This is a genomic window from Sphingosinicella sp., from assembly GCF_052387495.1.
Taxonomy (GTDB): domain Bacteria; phylum Pseudomonadota; class Alphaproteobacteria; order Sphingomonadales; family Sphingomonadaceae; genus Allosphingosinicella.
The window spans coordinates 1-15,757 of sequence record NZ_JBQTJC010000176.1 but is presented as its reverse complement, the minus strand read 5'-3'; the positions used below and the strand labels follow the sequence as shown (position 1 = coordinate 15,757).

The 15,757-nt window shown below is 68.9% G+C and carries 11 protein-coding genes, 1 tRNA gene and 3 pseudogenes; 2 read left to right on the top strand and 13 right to left on the bottom strand.

Annotated features, from left to right (window positions below; all coding sequences use genetic code 11):
* From ACT4N8_RS10030 to ACT4N8_RS10015, 4 genes and pseudogenes are all read right to left on the bottom strand, one after another.
* Window positions 1–700 (bottom strand): annotated as a pseudogene (locus tag ACT4N8_RS10030) (hypothetical protein); the annotation flags it as partial.
* A 99-nt stretch (window positions 701–799) separates the two neighbouring features.
* A complete protein-coding gene (locus ACT4N8_RS10025) occupies window positions 800–1,753 on the bottom strand; it encodes a glycosyltransferase family 2 protein (protein ID WP_444857989.1) in 954 nt (317 codons plus the stop codon).
* A gap of 22 nt (window positions 1,754–1,775) precedes the next feature.
* Window positions 1,776–3,260 (bottom strand): trigger factor, encoded by a 1,485-nt coding sequence (gene tig, locus ACT4N8_RS10020; protein WP_444857988.1) that lies wholly within the window; start codon window positions 3,258–3,260, stop codon window positions 1,776–1,778.
* 54 nt (window positions 3,261–3,314) lie between these two features.
* A tRNA-Leu gene (locus tag ACT4N8_RS10015) sits at window positions 3,315–3,399 on the bottom strand.
* A 409-nt stretch (window positions 3,400–3,808) separates the two neighbouring features.
* On the opposite strand from ACT4N8_RS10015, the gene ACT4N8_RS10010 reads away from it, so the two are divergent.
* Entirely contained in the window at window positions 3,809–4,027 is a 219-nt protein-coding gene (locus ACT4N8_RS10010; protein WP_444857987.1) for a hypothetical protein, read from the top strand.
* Window positions 4,028–4,089: 62 nt separating this feature from the next.
* On the opposite strand, the gene ACT4N8_RS10005 is transcribed toward ACT4N8_RS10010, so the two are convergent.
* On the bottom strand, window positions 4,090–4,347 hold the full coding sequence (locus ACT4N8_RS10005; RefSeq protein WP_444857986.1) for a hypothetical protein: 258 nt from the start codon (window positions 4,345–4,347) through the stop codon (window positions 4,090–4,092).
* A 167-nt stretch (window positions 4,348–4,514) separates the two neighbouring features.
* On the opposite strand from ACT4N8_RS10005, the gene ACT4N8_RS10000 reads away from it, so the two are divergent.
* Window positions 4,515–6,173: a M28 family metallopeptidase gene (locus ACT4N8_RS10000; protein WP_444857985.1), complete on the top strand. Its 1,659-nt coding sequence runs from the start codon at window positions 4,515–4,517 to the stop codon at window positions 6,171–6,173.
* On the opposite strand, the gene ACT4N8_RS09995 is transcribed toward ACT4N8_RS10000, so the two are convergent.
* The 8 genes and pseudogenes from ACT4N8_RS09995 to ACT4N8_RS09960 form a co-directional block, all read right to left on the bottom strand.
* Entirely contained in the window at window positions 6,146–7,114 is a 969-nt protein-coding gene (locus ACT4N8_RS09995; RefSeq protein ID WP_444857984.1) for a polysaccharide deacetylase family protein, read from the bottom strand. The two genes, ACT4N8_RS10000 and ACT4N8_RS09995, sit on opposite strands and share 28 nt — an antisense overlap.
* Window positions 7,111–7,962: pseudogene (locus ACT4N8_RS09990) on the bottom strand (cupin-like domain-containing protein). The gene ACT4N8_RS09995 and the pseudogene ACT4N8_RS09990 overlap by 4 nt, the downstream one beginning before the upstream one ends.
* Complete coding sequence (locus ACT4N8_RS09985) at window positions 7,959–9,104, bottom strand: GNAT family N-acetyltransferase (protein ID WP_444857983.1); 1,146 nt, start codon at window positions 9,102–9,104, stop codon at window positions 7,959–7,961. Before ACT4N8_RS09985 ends, ACT4N8_RS09990 begins: the two are co-directional and overlap by 4 nt.
* A 54-nt stretch (window positions 9,105–9,158) precedes the next feature.
* The gene (locus ACT4N8_RS09980) at window positions 9,159–10,760 is read right to left on the bottom strand and encodes a long-chain fatty acid--CoA ligase (protein WP_444857982.1); all 1,602 of its coding nucleotides are present in this window, start codon (window positions 10,758–10,760) and stop codon (window positions 9,159–9,161) included.
* A gap of 40 nt (window positions 10,761–10,800) precedes the next feature.
* A complete protein-coding gene (dnaE, locus tag ACT4N8_RS09975; protein ID WP_444857981.1) occupies window positions 10,801–14,280 on the bottom strand; it encodes a DNA polymerase III subunit alpha in 3,480 nt (1,159 codons plus the stop codon).
* A 73-nt stretch (window positions 14,281–14,353) separates the two neighbouring features.
* Complete coding sequence (locus ACT4N8_RS09970; RefSeq protein WP_444857980.1) at window positions 14,354–14,950, bottom strand: hypothetical protein; 597 nt, start codon at window positions 14,948–14,950, stop codon at window positions 14,354–14,356.
* A gap of 3 nt (window positions 14,951–14,953) precedes the next feature.
* A complete protein-coding gene (locus tag ACT4N8_RS09965) occupies window positions 14,954–15,562 on the bottom strand; it encodes an ATP-binding cassette domain-containing protein (RefSeq protein WP_444857979.1) in 609 nt (202 codons plus the stop codon).
* Window positions 15,559–15,757: pseudogene (locus ACT4N8_RS09960) on the bottom strand (hypothetical protein); the annotation flags it as partial. The gene ACT4N8_RS09965 and the pseudogene ACT4N8_RS09960, both read right to left, overlap by 4 nt.

Sequence of the window (15,757 nt, the reverse complement as noted above, 5' to 3'; positions counted from 1 at the left end):
GCTTCGGGAACGGCGTGCAGGGGAGCTTGAGGGGCGGGGCGCGGATGGCGCGGAGGGCCTGATCGACGGTCAGGCCCTCCGGCCATTCGAGATCGGCCTCGGTCGGAATCCACGGCGCGCGCGCCGCCTCGATCGCGGCGGCGGTGGCACGGGCGAAATCGGCCCGCGCTTCGGCCAGCGCCTCGGCGACGGCGGCGGCGAATTCGGGATCGGCGCGGCGGCGGCCGAGGAAGGAGACGTGGGTGAAGCCGGCCATGTGCGCGGACAGGCGGATATTGGCGGTTTGCGCCAAAGCGTCGAGGAAGGCGTCCTCGGCCTCCGCGGTGATCGCACCCGGCGGGGCGCGGCGGAGCTGGAGGCGGCCGGAGGCGAGGCGGACGGTGATGGGTTCTTCGCCCCGCGTTCTCGTGCGCGGGCGCGAGCGACCGGCGGAAGTTGCCCCTCCACCGGCTTCGCCGGTCCCCCTCCCCGAGAAATCTCGGGGAGGAATTAGGTCTTCGTTGATGTTGGCGTGGGCGATGGCGAGGGCGGCGTCCCAATTCTGGGCGAAGACGGCGCATTTCGCGCGGCGCTTGGTGTAGGTCGAGCGGTGGACGCCGAGCGCGCGGGCGGCGGCGCGGGCCTTGCCGGTCAAAGCGAGCGCTTCGAGGAAGCGGCGGTTCTGAAGCGCCTGGCGGCGGGTGAAGGGGCGCGAGGGCATCCCGAGCTTAGGCGCAGATGAAATCCTATTGTGCAAGACCCCTCCACCAGCCTGCGGCTGGTCCCCCTCCCCCGGAAATACGGGGGAGGAATTGGGAGGTCAGTTTCGCTCGCCTACGGCAGGAAGACTCAGATAATGGAGCCGCCTCACCTCGCGGCGGCCGCGGACGACGGTGTCGAGGATCAGGCCGGTGAAGAAGCACAGAGCGGCGAGGATGATCAGGCCGGTGGCGAGGATCGCGGTCGGGAAGCGCGGGACGAGGCCGGTCTCGACATAGGTGATGGCGAGCGGGATCGAGAGCAGAATCGCGAGCGCGGCGAGGAAGGTCGCGAAGAAGCCGTAGAAGAGGGTCGGCCGCTCGATCCGGTAGAGATGGAGGATCGTCTTCATGATCCGCCAGCCGTCGCGCCAGGTCGAGAGCTTGGAGTGCGAGCCTTCGGGGCGGGCGCCGTAGCGGGTCGGGATCTCGTCGACCGGCATGGCGAGCTCGAGCGCGTGGACGGAAATCTCGGTCTCGATCTCGAACCCCGCCGACAGCGCCGGGAAGGACTTGGCGAAGCGGCGCGAGAAGATCCGGTAGCCGGAGAAGATGTCGCTGAAGCTGCGCCCGAACAGGCGCGCGAGCAGGCCGGTGAAGAGGCGGTTGCCGAGGACGTGGCCACGGCGATAGGCGGCGCCCTCTTGCGTTCCTTCGGTCTGGCGGGCGCCGACGACCATGTCGAGCCGCTCTTCGGCCAAGCGGGCGACGAGGGCGGGCGCGGCGGCGGCGTAGTAGGTCGAATCGCAGTCGGCAATCACGTAGATGTCGGCGTCGACGTCGGCGAACATGCGGCGGACGACATGGCCCTTGCCCTGCATCCGCTCGGTGCGGACGATCGCGCCGGCGGCGGCGGCCACCTCGCGGGTGCGGTCGCGCGAATTGTTGTCGTAGACGTAGATCGTCGCGTCCGGGAGCGCGGCGCGGAAGCCCGCGACGGTCTGCGCGATCGCCGCCTCCTCATTGTAGCAGGGCAGCAGGACGGCGACCTTCAGCCCCTCGATCCCGTCCGCCATCGCGCCGCCCCCGTGTTAAGCGTCAGCCCTTCTTGGCAGGCTTCTTGGCCGGCGCAACCTTCTTCGCGGCGGGCTTGTCCGCGGCCTTCTTCGCGGCGGGCTTCTTCGCGGCGGCCTTTTTCGGCTTGGCGCCGTGATCGTGGTCGTGATCGTGGTCGCAATCGGGGCCGTGGACGTGGCCGTCCTCGGCCTCGACCGCCGCCTCGAGCTCCGCCCGGGCGACCTTGCGCTCCTTGATCTCGGCCTGGCCGAAGAGGTGATCGACGACCTTGTCCTCGAACAACGGCGCGCGCAGCTGGGCGGCAGCCATCGGGTTCTCGCGGATATAGTCGACGAAGCGCTGGCGCTCGTCCGGCCGATATTGCTGCGCGGCCTGCATGACGAGCTGGTGCATTTCCTGCTGGTTGACCGCGACCCCGTTCTTCTGGCCGATCTCGGAGAGGAGCAGGCCGAGCCGTACGCGGCGCTCGGCGATGGCGCGGTACTCGTCTTTCTCCTTCTCCATCTCGGCGAGCGCGGCTTCGGGGTCCTCCTCGTGGCTCGCCTCGTGCTGGAGCTGCTTCCAGATCTGGTCGAACTCGGCCTCGACCATCGATTCGGGCACCGGAAAATCGTGCTGGGCGGCGAGCTGATCGAGCAGCTGGCGCTTCATATGGGTGCGGGTGAGGCCGTTCAATTCCTGCTCGACCTGGTTCTTCATCAGCTCGCGGAGCTGGCCGATCCCTTCGAGGCCCATCGACTGGGCGAAGGCATCGTCGGCCTTGACCGGCTTCGCGGTCTGGACCTCGTTGACGACGACCGCGAAGACCGCGTCGCGGCCCTTCAGATAATCGACCGGATATTCGGCCGGGAAGGTGACCTTGACCGTCTTCTCGTCGTTCGCCTTGACCCCGACGAGCTGGTCCTCGAAGCCCGGGATCAGCCGGCCCGAGCCCAGCTCGATCGACATGCCCTCGCCCTTGCCGCCCTCGAACGGCTCGCCGTCGACCGTGCCGAGATAGTCCATGACGACGAGATCGCCCTTCTCGGCCTGGTGCTTGGCGGGGGCGGGATCGAAGCTCTTCTGGCCCGCGGCGAGCTTGAGCACCGCCTCGTCGAGCATCGCCTCGTCGGCCTCGACGGTGAGGCGCTCGATCTTGAGCCCCTCGAGCTTCGCCTCGGGCACCTCGGGCAGGGTCTCGACCTCGACCGTGACCACCGCGTCCTTGCCCTGGCCGCCCTCGGTCAGCTCGACGCTCGGCTGCATCGCCGGGCGGATCTTCTGCTCGCTCATCAGCTGCTGAACGCCGTCCTGCACCGCGTTCTGCAGCGCCTGCGCCTCGAGCGCCTCGCCGTGCATCTTGCGCACCAGATTGGCGGGGACCTTGCCGGGGCGGAAGCCGGGCATCCGCACCTGCGGCGCGATCGACTTCAGCTCCTGGTCGACGCGGGCGTCGATGTCCTTGGCGGGGATGGTCAAACGATAGGCGCGCTTCAGGCCCTCGTTAAGAGTCTCGACAGTCTGCATCTCGGATTCAAACCTTCGTTCAGCGATGGTTCCGGGCTCGGGCAGGCGGCGCGCTGGTGCGGGCGAAGGGACTCGAACCCCCACATCTTTCGATACTTGGACCTAAACCAAGCGCGTCTACCAGTTCCGCCACGCCCGCATGAGGCCGGCAAAGGCGGCGTCTATAGCAGGGGCTGGCGCGAGGGCAAGCGGTGGCGGGGCCAGGTAATGGGCCGGCGGAAATCGCACCGCGGTGGCAGATCGACCGGCATCTTGCTATAAGGCGCGCATGGCCAACGCTCAGCCAGAGCCTGATTATAGTCGGCTTGTCGAGGCGATGAAGCTGGCCAAGTCGGGGCGCTTTCGCACCACCAAGGAAGTCGAGAGGTCACTCGGCACTAGGTTGGCAGGGTTGACTCAGTCTGGACGCGAGAGCTTCGATGCGCTTTGCGCGACCGCCCGGAAGGAATATCTTCGCAGTGGTCGACATGTGCCCCGCAAAGAGTCCATCTGATCGAGAAGGCTTGAGGCCTCTTGGGCCGAAAGCGCAGGTCGCCTAGGTAGCAGGCGTGAACGAACGCCGCATCGCTTGGGCCGTATTGCTCACGCTCGCCTTTTGGGGCGTGGTCGCGTTCGTTATCTACGTCAAGGCGTATGGCTGCATGCCAATCGATGGAGACTGCCCCACCGACAGCGAAGTCCGGAGTGCCTTCGTACGCATTCTTCTGGTCGCCGCGGCAATTTATGCGGGCGGCGTGTTCGCCTTCAGGCGCCTGTTCTCGAAATGAGCGACCACTCGCTACCCCTGCGGCCGGAGCGCCCCCGCGGCGCTCCGGGGCCGGGCGCGGCGTCAGGCCGCGGTGGCGAAATCTTCGAGGCGGCGGCCGCGGGGGCGGAAGAGGCCGGCGCCGAGGGTCTGCGTCTCGGTGAGCGGCAAAGCTGTCCCGCAGAAGCCGCATTCGGCGGAGAGCCGGCCGATATACCAATGCGAGCGGCCGCAGCCGGGGCAATGGTTCACCTGGTTCTCGCGATAGGCGACATGATAGCCGCGCTGCGCGGGATCGTGCGGATAGGCTTTGCCGCGCTTGCCGAAGATCGAGGCCATCATCGTTCCAACTCCCTGATCGCGACCAAAAGCGGCTGCGATGAATCGTTCTATTCCATAGACGGGTTGAACGATTGCTGACCGAAACGGTTGCCTTTCGTTCAGCTTGCGGGCGGGCGCGAACTGCCTTAGTCATACGCCACACCCCAGAATTGAAAGTCACTTTTCCCATGCGCTTCAAAGTCTTGCTGGCGGGTCTCGCCGCGCTCTCGCTCAACGCCTCGAGCTTCGCCCAGCCGGCCGCCGAGGCGCAGGATTTCTCGCCGACGGCGTTTCGCGGCCATGTCGCCTTCCTCGCCGACGACCTGCTCGAAGGGCGCGAGGCGGGGACGCGCGGCTACGACATCGCGGCGCGCTACGTCGCCTCGCAGTTCGAGGTGCTCGGGCTTCAGCCCGCCGCGAGCGGCAGCTACTTCCAGCCGGTCGAGTTCGTCCGCTTCGCCAATGAGGGGCCGGCGGCGATCGCGATCGGCGAGCGCAGCTTCGCCACCGGCACCGACGTGCTGTTCCGCGCCAGTCCGGGCCGCGAGGCGGTGGCGATCGAGGCGCCGCTCGTCTTCGTCGGCTACGGGCTCGATCTGCCCGCCGCCGGCCTCGACGATTATGCCGGGCTCGACGTGCGCGGCGCGATCGTCGTAGTGCTGAACGGCACGCCTTCCGACCTGCCGAGCGATGTCGCGGCGCATGTGAATTCCGACAAGCGCCGGATGGCGGCGGCGCGCGGCGCGGTCGGCATGATCATCCTGCGCGGCCGCGCCGAAAGCCAGCGCACTTCCTGGACGCGCCTCGCCGGAGTCGGCAACCGGCCGGCGACGACCTGGCTCGACCGGGAGGGGCACCCCCACAGCGACTCGGGCGCTCTGCGCTTCAGCGCGACGGTGGACAGCGCCGCCGCCGAGGCGATCTTCGCCGGCGCGCGCCGCAGCTTCGAGCAAGTGCTGGACGAGGCGGCGCGGCCCGGCGCGCGTCCGCGCGGCTTCGCGCTCAGCCAGCGGGCGCGGGTGACTCAGCCCGCGGCGATCGAGACGCGCTTCTCCAGCCCGAACGTCGTCGCGGTCCTGCCCGGCACCGATCCAGCGCTCGCCGATGAATATGTGCTGCTGATGGCGCATCTCGACCATATCGGCATCCGCGAAGGCGGAGAGGGCGACCGAATCCGCAACGGCGCGATGGACAATGCGAGCGGCATCGCCACTTTGCTCGAGGTCGCGCGGACGATGAGCCGCCCGGAAAACCGGCCGCGGCGGCCGGTGCTGATCGCCGCCGTCACCGCCGAAGAGAAGGGCCTGCTCGGCGCCGATTTCCTGGCGCGCAATCCGGTCGTCGACGGACGCGTGGTCGGCGTCGTCAATCTCGACATGCCGGTGCTGACCTACAATTTCCAGGACGTGATCGCGTTCGGCGCCGAGCATTCGACGATGGGCCCGACCGTGGCGCGGGCGGCGGCGCGGATGGGCGTCGGCCTGATCCCCGATCCGCTGCCGCACGAAGGCCTGTTCACCCGCTCCGACCATTACCGCTTCGTCCAGCAGGGCGTGCCCTCGGTGTTCCTGATGACCGGCTTCGGCGGCGAGGGCCGCGAGCGCTTCACCCACTTCCTCGCGACCAACTACCACCAGCCTAGCGACGATCTCAGCCTGCCCTTCAACTGGGAAGCGGCGGCGCGCTTCGCCCGGCTGAACTATCTGATCGCGCGCGAAATCGCCGACGCGCCGGAGGCGCCGCGCTGGTATGGGGACAGCTTCTTTGGGACGGCGTTCGGCGGCAGCCAGCAGCGGGCCGAGCGCCCCCGCGAAGAGGATCAGGCGGCGGCGCGCGGCTCGCGATAGTCGATATAGACCCGGCTCAGGGTGGTGAAGCCGCCGCCGAGGCGGTCGCGGAAGTAGGCGAGGACGGTCTCGATGTCGGCGAGGAAGCGGGCGAGATCGGCCTCGTCGCGGACATAAAGCGTGTTTCCGGGCGCGAGGCTCGGGCTGTGATAGGTCAGGGAGAAGGTGCGGTGGCCGCGCGCCGCCATCGTTTCGAGCAGGCGGCATTGCTCCTCGACCGGGGTCCCTTCGGGGGTGAGGCGCGAGCGCGCGATCAGGCCCGTGCGGGCGAGCACGCCCGGGATGCGCAGCCGGTCGGCGCTCGCGCTATCGAAGAGGCCATCGACGCGCGGGCCTAGCCTGGCCGCCGCGCCGAGAAAGCCGACGGTCAGCGGAACTTCGAGAAGGCCCCTCGCCTCGTCGAGCCAGTGCGGCACGTCCGGTACGCCGCGAAAATCCGGGCCGCCGTCCGCCGAGAGATCGGTATGGGGGACGAAGCTGCAGTCGATCCGGTAGCCGAGGTCAATCAAGGTTTGCCGGGTGCTCGGCCCGAAGCCGTAGCGGCCCGCCTTGAAGATCGTCGGGCGCGCGCCGAAGCCGGCCTCGATCGCGTCGGTCAGCGCTTCCAGCTTGGCGCGCTCCAGCTCGGGCGGGAGGTTGCAGTGATAGGAGTTGCGGGCGGTGACCTCCTCGACATGCGGCGGCGTCACCCAAGGGTGGAGATGGGCGCCGATCTCGGCCTTGCCCGCGTCCCGGAGGCCACGGAGGAAGGCGATCGCCTCTGGATCGGTCGCGACCGGATAGTCGACGACATAGGTCGGCACCACGCCGAAGCGGTCGTAAATCTCATGCGCGCGCGCCTGCGCCGGGATCGAGCGCGTGCCCGTGCTCGCGCGCGAGAAGGGCGCGGACCAGTCGAACTCCTCCTCGGTGTCGACGACGATGAGCAGCTTGGGCGTCATTCTCCCATTCTCGTCAGCCGCCGCGCCTTGTCGATCGCGCGATAGCCGAGGCTCTTGAGATGGTTCTGGTGCGGGAAGCGTCTGGGGGGGGCGGGCTGGAGCCCCGCCTTGCGCAGCACCGCGTTCATCCGCCGAGCATAGCCCTCGCGATACGACCATTCCGAGCGCCAGGTGATCGAGAAGGAGATTGAGACTTCCGGGCCGTTCTTCACCCAGTGCGGCGCCTTGACCGGCACGTAGACCGCCTTGCCGGGAGCGAGGGCGAAGGCCTGGCCATGGGCGGCGAATTCGTCGCGCCAGACCAGGTTGCGGTGGCCGCCGGCGTGGAAGGCCTCGTGCTGCTCGCCGCTCGCCAGCGCCTCGTCGGGCGGGAAGACGGTCATCGTCTTGGTGCCGCGGATCTGGAGCAGGATGTTGTGCTAGGGATCGAAATGATAGGGCGTAACCGCATCCGGCGAGGAGATGAAGACGAACGCCTCCTGCTTGAGCATCGCGCGGGTGAACGGGCGGACCTCGGGCTCAAGCTCGGCCAGGGTCTCGGCGAGCAGAGCGCGGTAAAGCGGGTTCTGCTCGACGAACTTCAGCACCATCCAGGAGCCGTTCTCCTCGATGCCGCGGATCGTCTCCGCGATCGACAGGCCGTTGCCCGGCGTGTCCTTCGGGTCGAGCCCGACCGGCACGTCGCCGCGATTATATTCGGCGTCGACCGGGCGGATGCGCTGGGCGAGCGCCGCCAGCGCGTCGAGCTGGAGCAGCGGATGGTCGGCGAGCCCGTGCGCCAGCAGCGCCGGCTGCTCGGGATAGGTGGCGGCGAAGGCGTCGCGCGCGGCGGGAGCGAAGGCGGTCATGGCAGCATCTTTCTGAGCGCGCGCGAGCCCATTTCAAGGGCGCGGCAGAGGCCGTGGACGAAGCGGCGGCTGATGCCCCGCAATGGGACGGTGATACGGACAAGCGTGCGGCGACCGGTCCAGAAGCTGTCGATCATCGGGTGATCGTCTATCGCGCAACTGTCCATCCAGCCGATTTGGGGATCGTCGAGGATGGCGAGATTCTCGATCTGGATGAGCACGCCGGGCGAGAAGCGGGCATAGGCTTCGTCGAAGACGGTCTTGAACGAGAAGCTCCCCGGGGGCGCGAGGAAATTGACCAGCATCGCGATCGCGCGACCGTCCAGATCGAGGCGGAGGAACTGGAGGCGGCCCGTCGCCTGCGCCGCGGCGAGCGTTTCACGGAAGAAAAGGGTTGCGACCGGATCGGCGGAGAGGGCGCTCCCCTCCCTGCCCTTCCAGCCCTTGGCTTCGAGCGCGAGATACTCCTCGCACCAGTTCCGAAGGTCGCCCGCGTCTTCTAGGCGCCGGACATCCAGCGCGCCAAGCTCGGCGAGGCGACTGCGCTGACGGCGCAACTCCTTGCGCTTCTTCGCTCGAACGGCCTGCGCATAATAGCCGTCCGGCCCGAGATCGCTTACTAGGAAGGCGCGCAGCCGGCGATGGACGACCGCGCCGCGCGGCATGGCGCGGTGCACCGGCCCGCCCTCCGCCATGTAGCGCAAATGGAGGAAATTGGGCGCCCAATCGGAGGCGTCGAGCGCCGCCAGCGCCGCGACCCAAAAGGCGCGCTCCTCCCCCGCCGCGACCAAGGGCGTGGCGAGGAAATGGTGATCGTGCTGCCAGTGGCGGACGTAGCGGACGGGGAGATGGGCGTAGCCCGTCTCGATGACGAGCGGCATCACCCCGATCAGCCGGGCGCCGCGGCGTACCTCGAGCAGGCGGATGTCTCGGCCCGCGCCGAGGGTCGCGAGCGAGGCGGCGATGAACCAGTGCTCGGCGAAGGGATTGGGCTCGGACGCCTCGGCGGCGAGCGCGGTCCAGTCCTTGGCCAGGTCGCCGATCGCGGCGGCGGGGCGAAGCAGGGCGCGGAGACCGGGCGCGTCGACGGGACGGGCGGACCCGAGGCCCGACCGATTCGGCGCCAGCGCGATCCGGCTCATCGACGTCATAGGCGCGCGGATAGCGCGCGGAGGTAAAGAGATGGTGCGTGGGGCTCAGGCCGCGGCGGTGGCGAGCTGGTGGTCCCGGTACTGCTCGCGGAGCGCCGTCTTCAGCAGCTTTCCGGTCGCCGTGTGGGGCAGGCTGTCGACGAATACGATCTCGTCCGGCAGCCACCATTTGGCGACGTGCTTCGACAGATGATCGAGGATCTCGGCCTCGGTCACCGACGCGCCTTCCTTGCGGACCACGAGCAGCAGCGGCCGCTCGTCCCATTTCGGGTGATAGACGCCGATCGCGGCCGCCTCGGCGACGCCGGCGCAGCCCATCGCGGCATTTTCCAGCTCGACCGAGCTGATCCATTCGCCGCCCGACTTGATCACGTCCTTCGAGCGGTCGGTGATCTGCATCGTGTTGCAGGGATGGATGACGGCGACGTCGCCGGTGTCGAACCAATTGCCCTCGCCCGCGCAGTCGCCCTCCCCATCCTGAAAATAGCGGCGGATCACCCAGGGGCCGCGAATCTGGAGGCGGCCCGAGCTTTGCCCGTCGCGCGGTTGCACCTCGCCTTCGTCATTGACGACGCGTAGCTCGACGCCGAACGGCACCCGCCCCTGCTTGGCGACCAGATCGACCTGCTCGTCGAAGCTCAATTCGTCCCAATTGGCGGGCGGCGAACCGATCGTGCCGATCGGCGAGGTTTCGGTCATCCCCCAGGCGTGGCCGACGCGGATGCCCATCTTCATCAGCCGCTCGATCATCGCCCGGGGCGCCGCCGAGCCGCCGATCGTGACCAGCCTGAGATGCTCCGGCTTCTTCCCGGTCGCGTCCATATATTGGAACATGGCGAGCCAGACGGTCGGCACGCCGGCCGAATGGGTGACCCTCTCCTCGTTCATCAGGGTGCAGAGCACGGTCGGATCGTTGACCGCGGCATAGACGAACTTGATCCCCGCCATCGCGCCGGCGAAGGGCAGGCCCCAGGCGGCCGCATGGAACATCGGCACGATCGGCAGCGCCACCGAGCTGGGAGAAAGGTCGAAGCAGGACGGCGCGATCTCCGCCATGGCGTGGATCACCGAGGAGCGGTGCTCGTAGAGCACCCCTTTGGGATTGCCGGTCGTGCCGGACGTGTAGCAGAGCATGCACGGCTCGCGCTCCGAGCCCTCGACCCATTGGTAGTCGCCGTCGAACGGTGCGATCAGAGCCTCGAAGCTGTCCTCGCCCTCGCAATCGAAGCAGACATAGTGCTCGATCGTCGTCCATTGCTCGCGCAGCCTGTCAACGATCGGCTGGAAAGCCTTGTCGTAGAACAGGACTTTGTCCTCAGCATGGTTGGCGATGTAGACCAGCTGATCGTCGAACAGGCGCGGATTGATCGTGTGGATGACGCCGCCCATGCCGATCGTGCCGTACCAGGCGACGAGGTGGCGGGCATGGTTCATGCCGAGCGTCGCGACGCGGTCGCCGCGCTTCACGCCCAGGCTTTCGAGTGCCTGCGCCAGCCGGCGCGAATCCCGGGCGATGCCGGCCCAGTTCGTCCGTGTGATCGTGCCGTCGGCCCAATAGGTGACGATCTCGCGGCCGCCATGCTCGCGCTCGGCATGTTCGAGGATGCGCGGCACCCTGAGCTCGAAATCCTGCATCCCGCCCAGCATCCGTCCTCTCCCGCTTCGATCCGCGGGCGAGTGTATTGCGTCAGCCGACGAGCGCAAGCCGGGGCGCTTCGACCACCGAGAGGCTGGCGCGGGTGATGCCCTCGACTCGCTCCAGCCGGGCGGCGAGCTCGGCATCGACGACGAAGTCGCGGCCCAGGACCAGCTCGGCCTCGCCGCCGGCGAAGCGCGCCTTCAACCGGAGCTGGCCGTTGCCGCCATGGTCGCCCGCGACCTCCTGCGCGAGGCGCGGCAGCGCGGCGGGGTCCTCGATCTCGACCTCGAGCTGGAGCCGGGTCCGGCGGGAGAGGCCGTCGAGCGACTGGAGCGAGCGGATCGTGACGCGCGGCGTCTCCTCGCCGGGGCGCCGGTCGATCTCGACGTTGAGCAGGGCGCAGGTCCCCGCCTTGGCGGCGGCGACGACCTGCTCGGCCGCCCCATCGTCGAACACGGTCGCTTCGAACTGGCCCGAGGAATCGGAGAAGGTCGCGATCATGTAGCGGCGGCCGCGCGCCGAGGTCCGCCAGCGCGTGTCCTCGGCGAGCGCGGCCATCACCGCGCCGGTGCGGCCGCCCTCGGCGGGGGCGGGCAGCTCGGCGAGCTGAGCGAAGGTCCTCGCGCCATGCGCATCGACGAGATGCCGGTAATTGTCGACCGGGTGGGCGGAGAAATAGAAGCCGAAGCTCTCCTTCTCCGCCGCCATGCGCTGGGCGAGGGTCCAGCTTTCGCCGGACGGCATGCGGATCGGCACGACATTGGCCGGCCCTTCGCCGAACAGTCCCCCCTGCCCCGTGTCGCGGGCCTCGGCGGCGCTGGAGGCGGCGGAAAGGATCGTCTCGGCCGCGGCGAAGGCCTGCCAGCGCTCGGCAAGGCCGTCGAAAGCGCCGCCGCCGGCGAGGCTCTCGATCTGACGGCGGTTGAGCAGGCGCGGGTCGATCCGCGCCGCGAAATCGTCGAGGTCGCGGAACGGGCCGTTGAGGTCGCGCTCGGCGACGAGCTGCTCCATCGCCTTTTCGCCGACCCCCTTGAGCGCGCCGAGCGCGTAGCGGACCGCGTGCCCCTCCCCGTAAGGCTCGACCGAGAATTCGGCCTTGCTGGCGTTGATCGCGGGCGGAAGGAGGACGTCGCCGCGGCGGCGCATGTCGTCGGCGAAGACGGCGAGCTTGTCGGTGACGTGCATGTCGAAGCACATCGAGGCGGCGTAGAATTCGACCGGATGGTGCGCCTTCAGCCAGGCGGTCTGGTAGGCGACGAGGGCGTAGGCGGCGGCGTGGCTCTTGTTGAAGCCGTAGCCGGCGAACTTGTCGATCAAATCGAACAGCTCGTTGGCCTTGGCGGGCGCGATGCCCTTCTCGGCGCAGCCCGAGACGAAGCGGTCGCGCTGCGCGTCCATCTCGGCCTGGATCTTCTTGCCCATCGCGCGGCGCAGCAGATCGGCCTCGCCGAGGCTGTAACCGGCAAGCACCCGGGCCGCCTCCATCACCTGCTCCTGATAGACGAAGATGCCGTAAGTCTCCTTCAGCACCTCCTCGAGCAGTGGATGGGGATATTCGATGGGCGCGCGGCCGTTCTTGCGGTCGCCGAACATCGGGATGTTGTCCATCGGCCCGGGCCGGTAGAGCGAAACGAGGGCGATGATGTCGCCGAAGCTCGACGGGCGAACCGCCGACAGGGTGCGCCGCATCCCTTCCGACTCGAGCTGGAATACGCCCACCGTGTCGGCGCGCTGGAGCAGGGCGTAGACCGCGGGATCGTCCCACGGCATCAGCCGGTCGAGATCGACCGCGATCCCGCGCTTCGCGAGCAGCTCAACGCCCTTGCGCAGCACTGAGAGCGTTTTGAGCCCGAGAAAGTCGAACTTCACCAGCCCCGCCGCCTCGACATATTTCATGTCGAACTGGGTGACCGGCATGTCGGAGCGCGGGTCGCGATAGAGCGGGACGAGCTGGTCGAGCGGGCGGTCGCCGATGACGACGCCGGCGGCGTGGGTGGAGGCGTGGCGCGGCAGGCCTTCCAGCTTCATCGCGAGATCGAACAGCCGGCGGACGTCGGCGTCGTTCTTATATTCGGCGGCCAGCTCGGAGACGCCGTTCCGCGCGCGCTCCAGCGTCCAGGGATCGGTCGGGTGGTTGGGGACCAGCTTGGCCAATCGATCGACCTGGCCGTAGGGCATCTGGAGGACGCGGCCGGTGTCCTTAAGCACGGCGCGGGCCTTCAACTTCCCGAAGGTGATGATCTGCGCGACCTTGTCGGCGCCGTAGCGCTCCTGGACGTAGCGGATCACCTCGCCGCGCCGCGTCTCGCAGAAATCGATGTCGAAATCCGGCATCGAGACGCGCTCGGGATTGAGGAAGCGCTCGAACAGCAGACCTAGACGGATCGGATCGAGATCGGTGATGGTGAGCGACCAGGCGACGACCGAGCCCGCGCCCGAGCCGCGCCCCGGGCCGACCGGAATGCCATTCTCCTTCGCCCATTTGATGAAGTCGGCGACGATCAGGAAATAGGCGGCGAAGCCCATCGAGATGATGATCTCGACCTCGTAATCGAGCCGGTCGAAATAGGCCTGGCGCTCCGCCTCGCCGAGATCGTCGTAGAGCGCCAGCCGCACCTCCAGCCCGATGCGGGCGTCGCGACGGAGCTGCTCGGCCTCGGCCTCGAGATCGCCAGCGATGCTCGGCAGGATCGGCTTGCGCTGCGGCGCGCCGACCGCGCAGCGGCGCGCGACGACCGCCGTATTCTCGATCGCCTCCGGCAGGTCGGCGAACAGCCGGCGCATCTCCGCGGCGGGCTTCATCCAGGCCTCTGGCGACGAGGTCGTCCGGTCGTCGCGGGCGACCTGGCTCGACTGGGCGATACAGAGCATCGCGTCGTGCGCGCCGTGGAAATGCGCTTCGGCGTAAGAGGCAGGATTGGTCGCGACCAAGGGCAGGCCGCGCGCATAAGCGAGGTCGATCAGCGCCGCCTCGGCCGCCTCCTCGACCGCATCGCCGCGGCGGCTGAGCTCGATGTAGAGCCGCTCAGGGAACATGGACTGCAGCCGCGACGCCAGTTCCTCGGCGGCCGTCGTCTGGCCCTCGGCAAGCAAACGGGCAAGCGCGCCCTCCCCGCCGCCGGTAAGCGCGATCAGCCCCTCGGTGCGCCCCTCCAGCGCCGCGAACGAAACGTGCGCGTCCTGCTCGACCGGCCGGCCGAGATGGGCGGCGGAAACGAGCGCGCAGAGATTGGCATAGCCGGCCTCATCCTGCGCGTACAGCGCGAGCCAGTCGATCAGCGGCGGCGTGTTGTCGGGCGCCCCGGGCCGCGCCACGCCGAGCAGGGTGCCGACGATCGGCTGCACGCCCTCGGCGAGGCAGGCGTCGGTGAACGGCATGGCGGCATAGAGGCCGTTGCGGTCGGTCAGCGCCGCTGCCGGAAAATCGAGTCGCTTGGCCTGCTTGGCGATCGCCTTCGGCTCGATCGCCCCTTCGAGCATGGTGTAGCAGGAGAAGATGCGAAGCGGGACGTAAGGCGAAGACGACATATCCCGGTTATGGGCGGTCGGTCGCGCGAGCGAAACCCGGCGCGCGCGCTAATCCACAGGAAATCAGCGCGGATCAGCCTTGGGGCGGCGCGCCCGGCGAGGGCGGCGCCGGGCTGGCCGATGGCCGGTAATAATAGTCCCAGGCCGGGGCCCAGCTCGCGCCGCCGTCGGTCGAGGCCTCACCCAACTGGCGCACGACGCCGCCGGGCTCGCGGGTGTAGGTCATCCGCACGAGCGCGGTCGTACCCGGCCCGTTGACGCCGACCCACTCGCCGGTCAGCACCATCGCCTCGCCCTGCATGCCGCCGCTGAACTCGACCCAGGCACCGCCTGAATCGACCCAGGTCTGCCGCCAGCCGCGGACGTCGGGGCGCCAGGCGCTGAAGCTGCCGCCGCCTTCGCGGCGCTGCGGCAGCCAATTCTCCCGGATCGCGCAGCCGGCATAGCGGCGCTCAATCAGGCTGTGCGCGATCATCGTCTCGCTGTTTGCGGGGTAAACATCCCAATAGCCGACCCAGAAATCGAACTGGCGATGCTCGGGCGTGGCGCATGCCGGCGGGCGCGGCGGCGGCGCGGCGGGTGGCACGGGCTGGGCGGCTTGCGCTGTGGCGGCGATCAGGATGGCGGCGAGCATCAGGGCAATCTCCCTTGGCGGCCCACCAATGGCCATCGTCTACTCCAGCACGCCCTCATGCAAGCGCAAAACGCGGTCCATCTTGGCCGCGATCCGCTCGTTATGGGTGGCGACCAGCGAGGCGCTGCCCTCGTCGCGCACGAGGCGAAGGAATTCGGCGAAGACCACGTCCGCGGTCGCCTCGTCGAGATTGCCGGTGGGCTCGTCGGCGAGGACGAGCGCCGGCCGGTTGGCGAGCGCGCGGGCCACGGCGACGCGCTGCTGCTCGCCGCCGGAGAGCTTGGCCGGGCGATGGGTGAGCCGCTCGGCGAGTCCGAGCGCGCCGAGCAGCCGCAGTGACCGGCCGGGGACGTCCGGCAACGCGACGTCGCGATCCAGCACGGGCGCGGCGTGCCGGACGCCGAGTTCGACGCGGAGATCGCGATAGATCGCGTCCGCCACTCCACCCGGGCCCGCCACGATCTGATGCGTCGCCCGGCCGGCGACGCGTTCGCTCGACCGTGCGAATGCCCGCCGGGCACTCTCGTTCGCGAGATCGATCGACAGCACCGCGGCGACACCCAGCGCGATGCCGAGGAGCGCCAGCATCGTCTGGAGCGGGTGTGCCGACAGATGCCGCAGGCTGGCGCGGACGAGCGTACGGCTCACGCCGGCCGGACCAGCTTCCCGTCGCGCAGCGAAAGGATGCGATCGGCGATCGCAGCCGCTTCATCGCTGTGCGTGGCGAGTACGACCGTCGTCCCGGACTCGCCGCCCAGCCGCCGAAGCAGCTCGAGCACGCGACGCGCGGCGTCCCCGTCGAGGTTGCCCGTCGGCTCGTCCGCGAGCACGAGCGCCGGCCGG

Coding starts and splice junctions, on each gene's coding strand:
- ACT4N8_RS10025 (WP_444857989.1), bottom strand. CDS start 1,753: ATGGCGGACGGGATCGAGGGGCTGAAGGTCGCCGTCCTGCTGCCCTGC.
- tig (WP_444857988.1), bottom strand. CDS start 3,260: ATGCAGACTGTCGAGACTCTTAACGAGGGCCTGAAGCGCGCCTATCGT.
- ACT4N8_RS10005 (WP_444857986.1), bottom strand. CDS start 4,347: ATGATGGCCTCGATCTTCGGCAAGCGCGGCAAAGCCTATCCGCACGAT.
- ACT4N8_RS10000 (WP_444857985.1), top strand. CDS start 4,515: ATGCGCTTCAAAGTCTTGCTGGCGGGTCTCGCCGCGCTCTCGCTCAAC.
- ACT4N8_RS09995 (WP_444857984.1), bottom strand. CDS start 7,114: ATGACGCCCAAGCTGCTCATCGTCGTCGACACCGAGGAGGAGTTCGAC.
- ACT4N8_RS09985 (WP_444857983.1), bottom strand. CDS start 9,104: ATGAGCCGGATCGCGCTGGCGCCGAATCGGTCGGGCCTCGGGTCCGCC.
- ACT4N8_RS09980 (WP_444857982.1), bottom strand. CDS start 10,760: ATGCTGGGCGGGATGCAGGATTTCGAGCTCAGGGTGCCGCGCATCCTC.
- dnaE (WP_444857981.1), bottom strand. CDS start 14,280: ATGTCGTCTTCGCCTTACGTCCCGCTTCGCATCTTCTCCTGCTACACC.
- ACT4N8_RS09970 (WP_444857980.1), bottom strand. CDS start 14,950: ATGGCCATTGGTGGGCCGCCAAGGGAGATTGCCCTGATGCTCGCCGCC.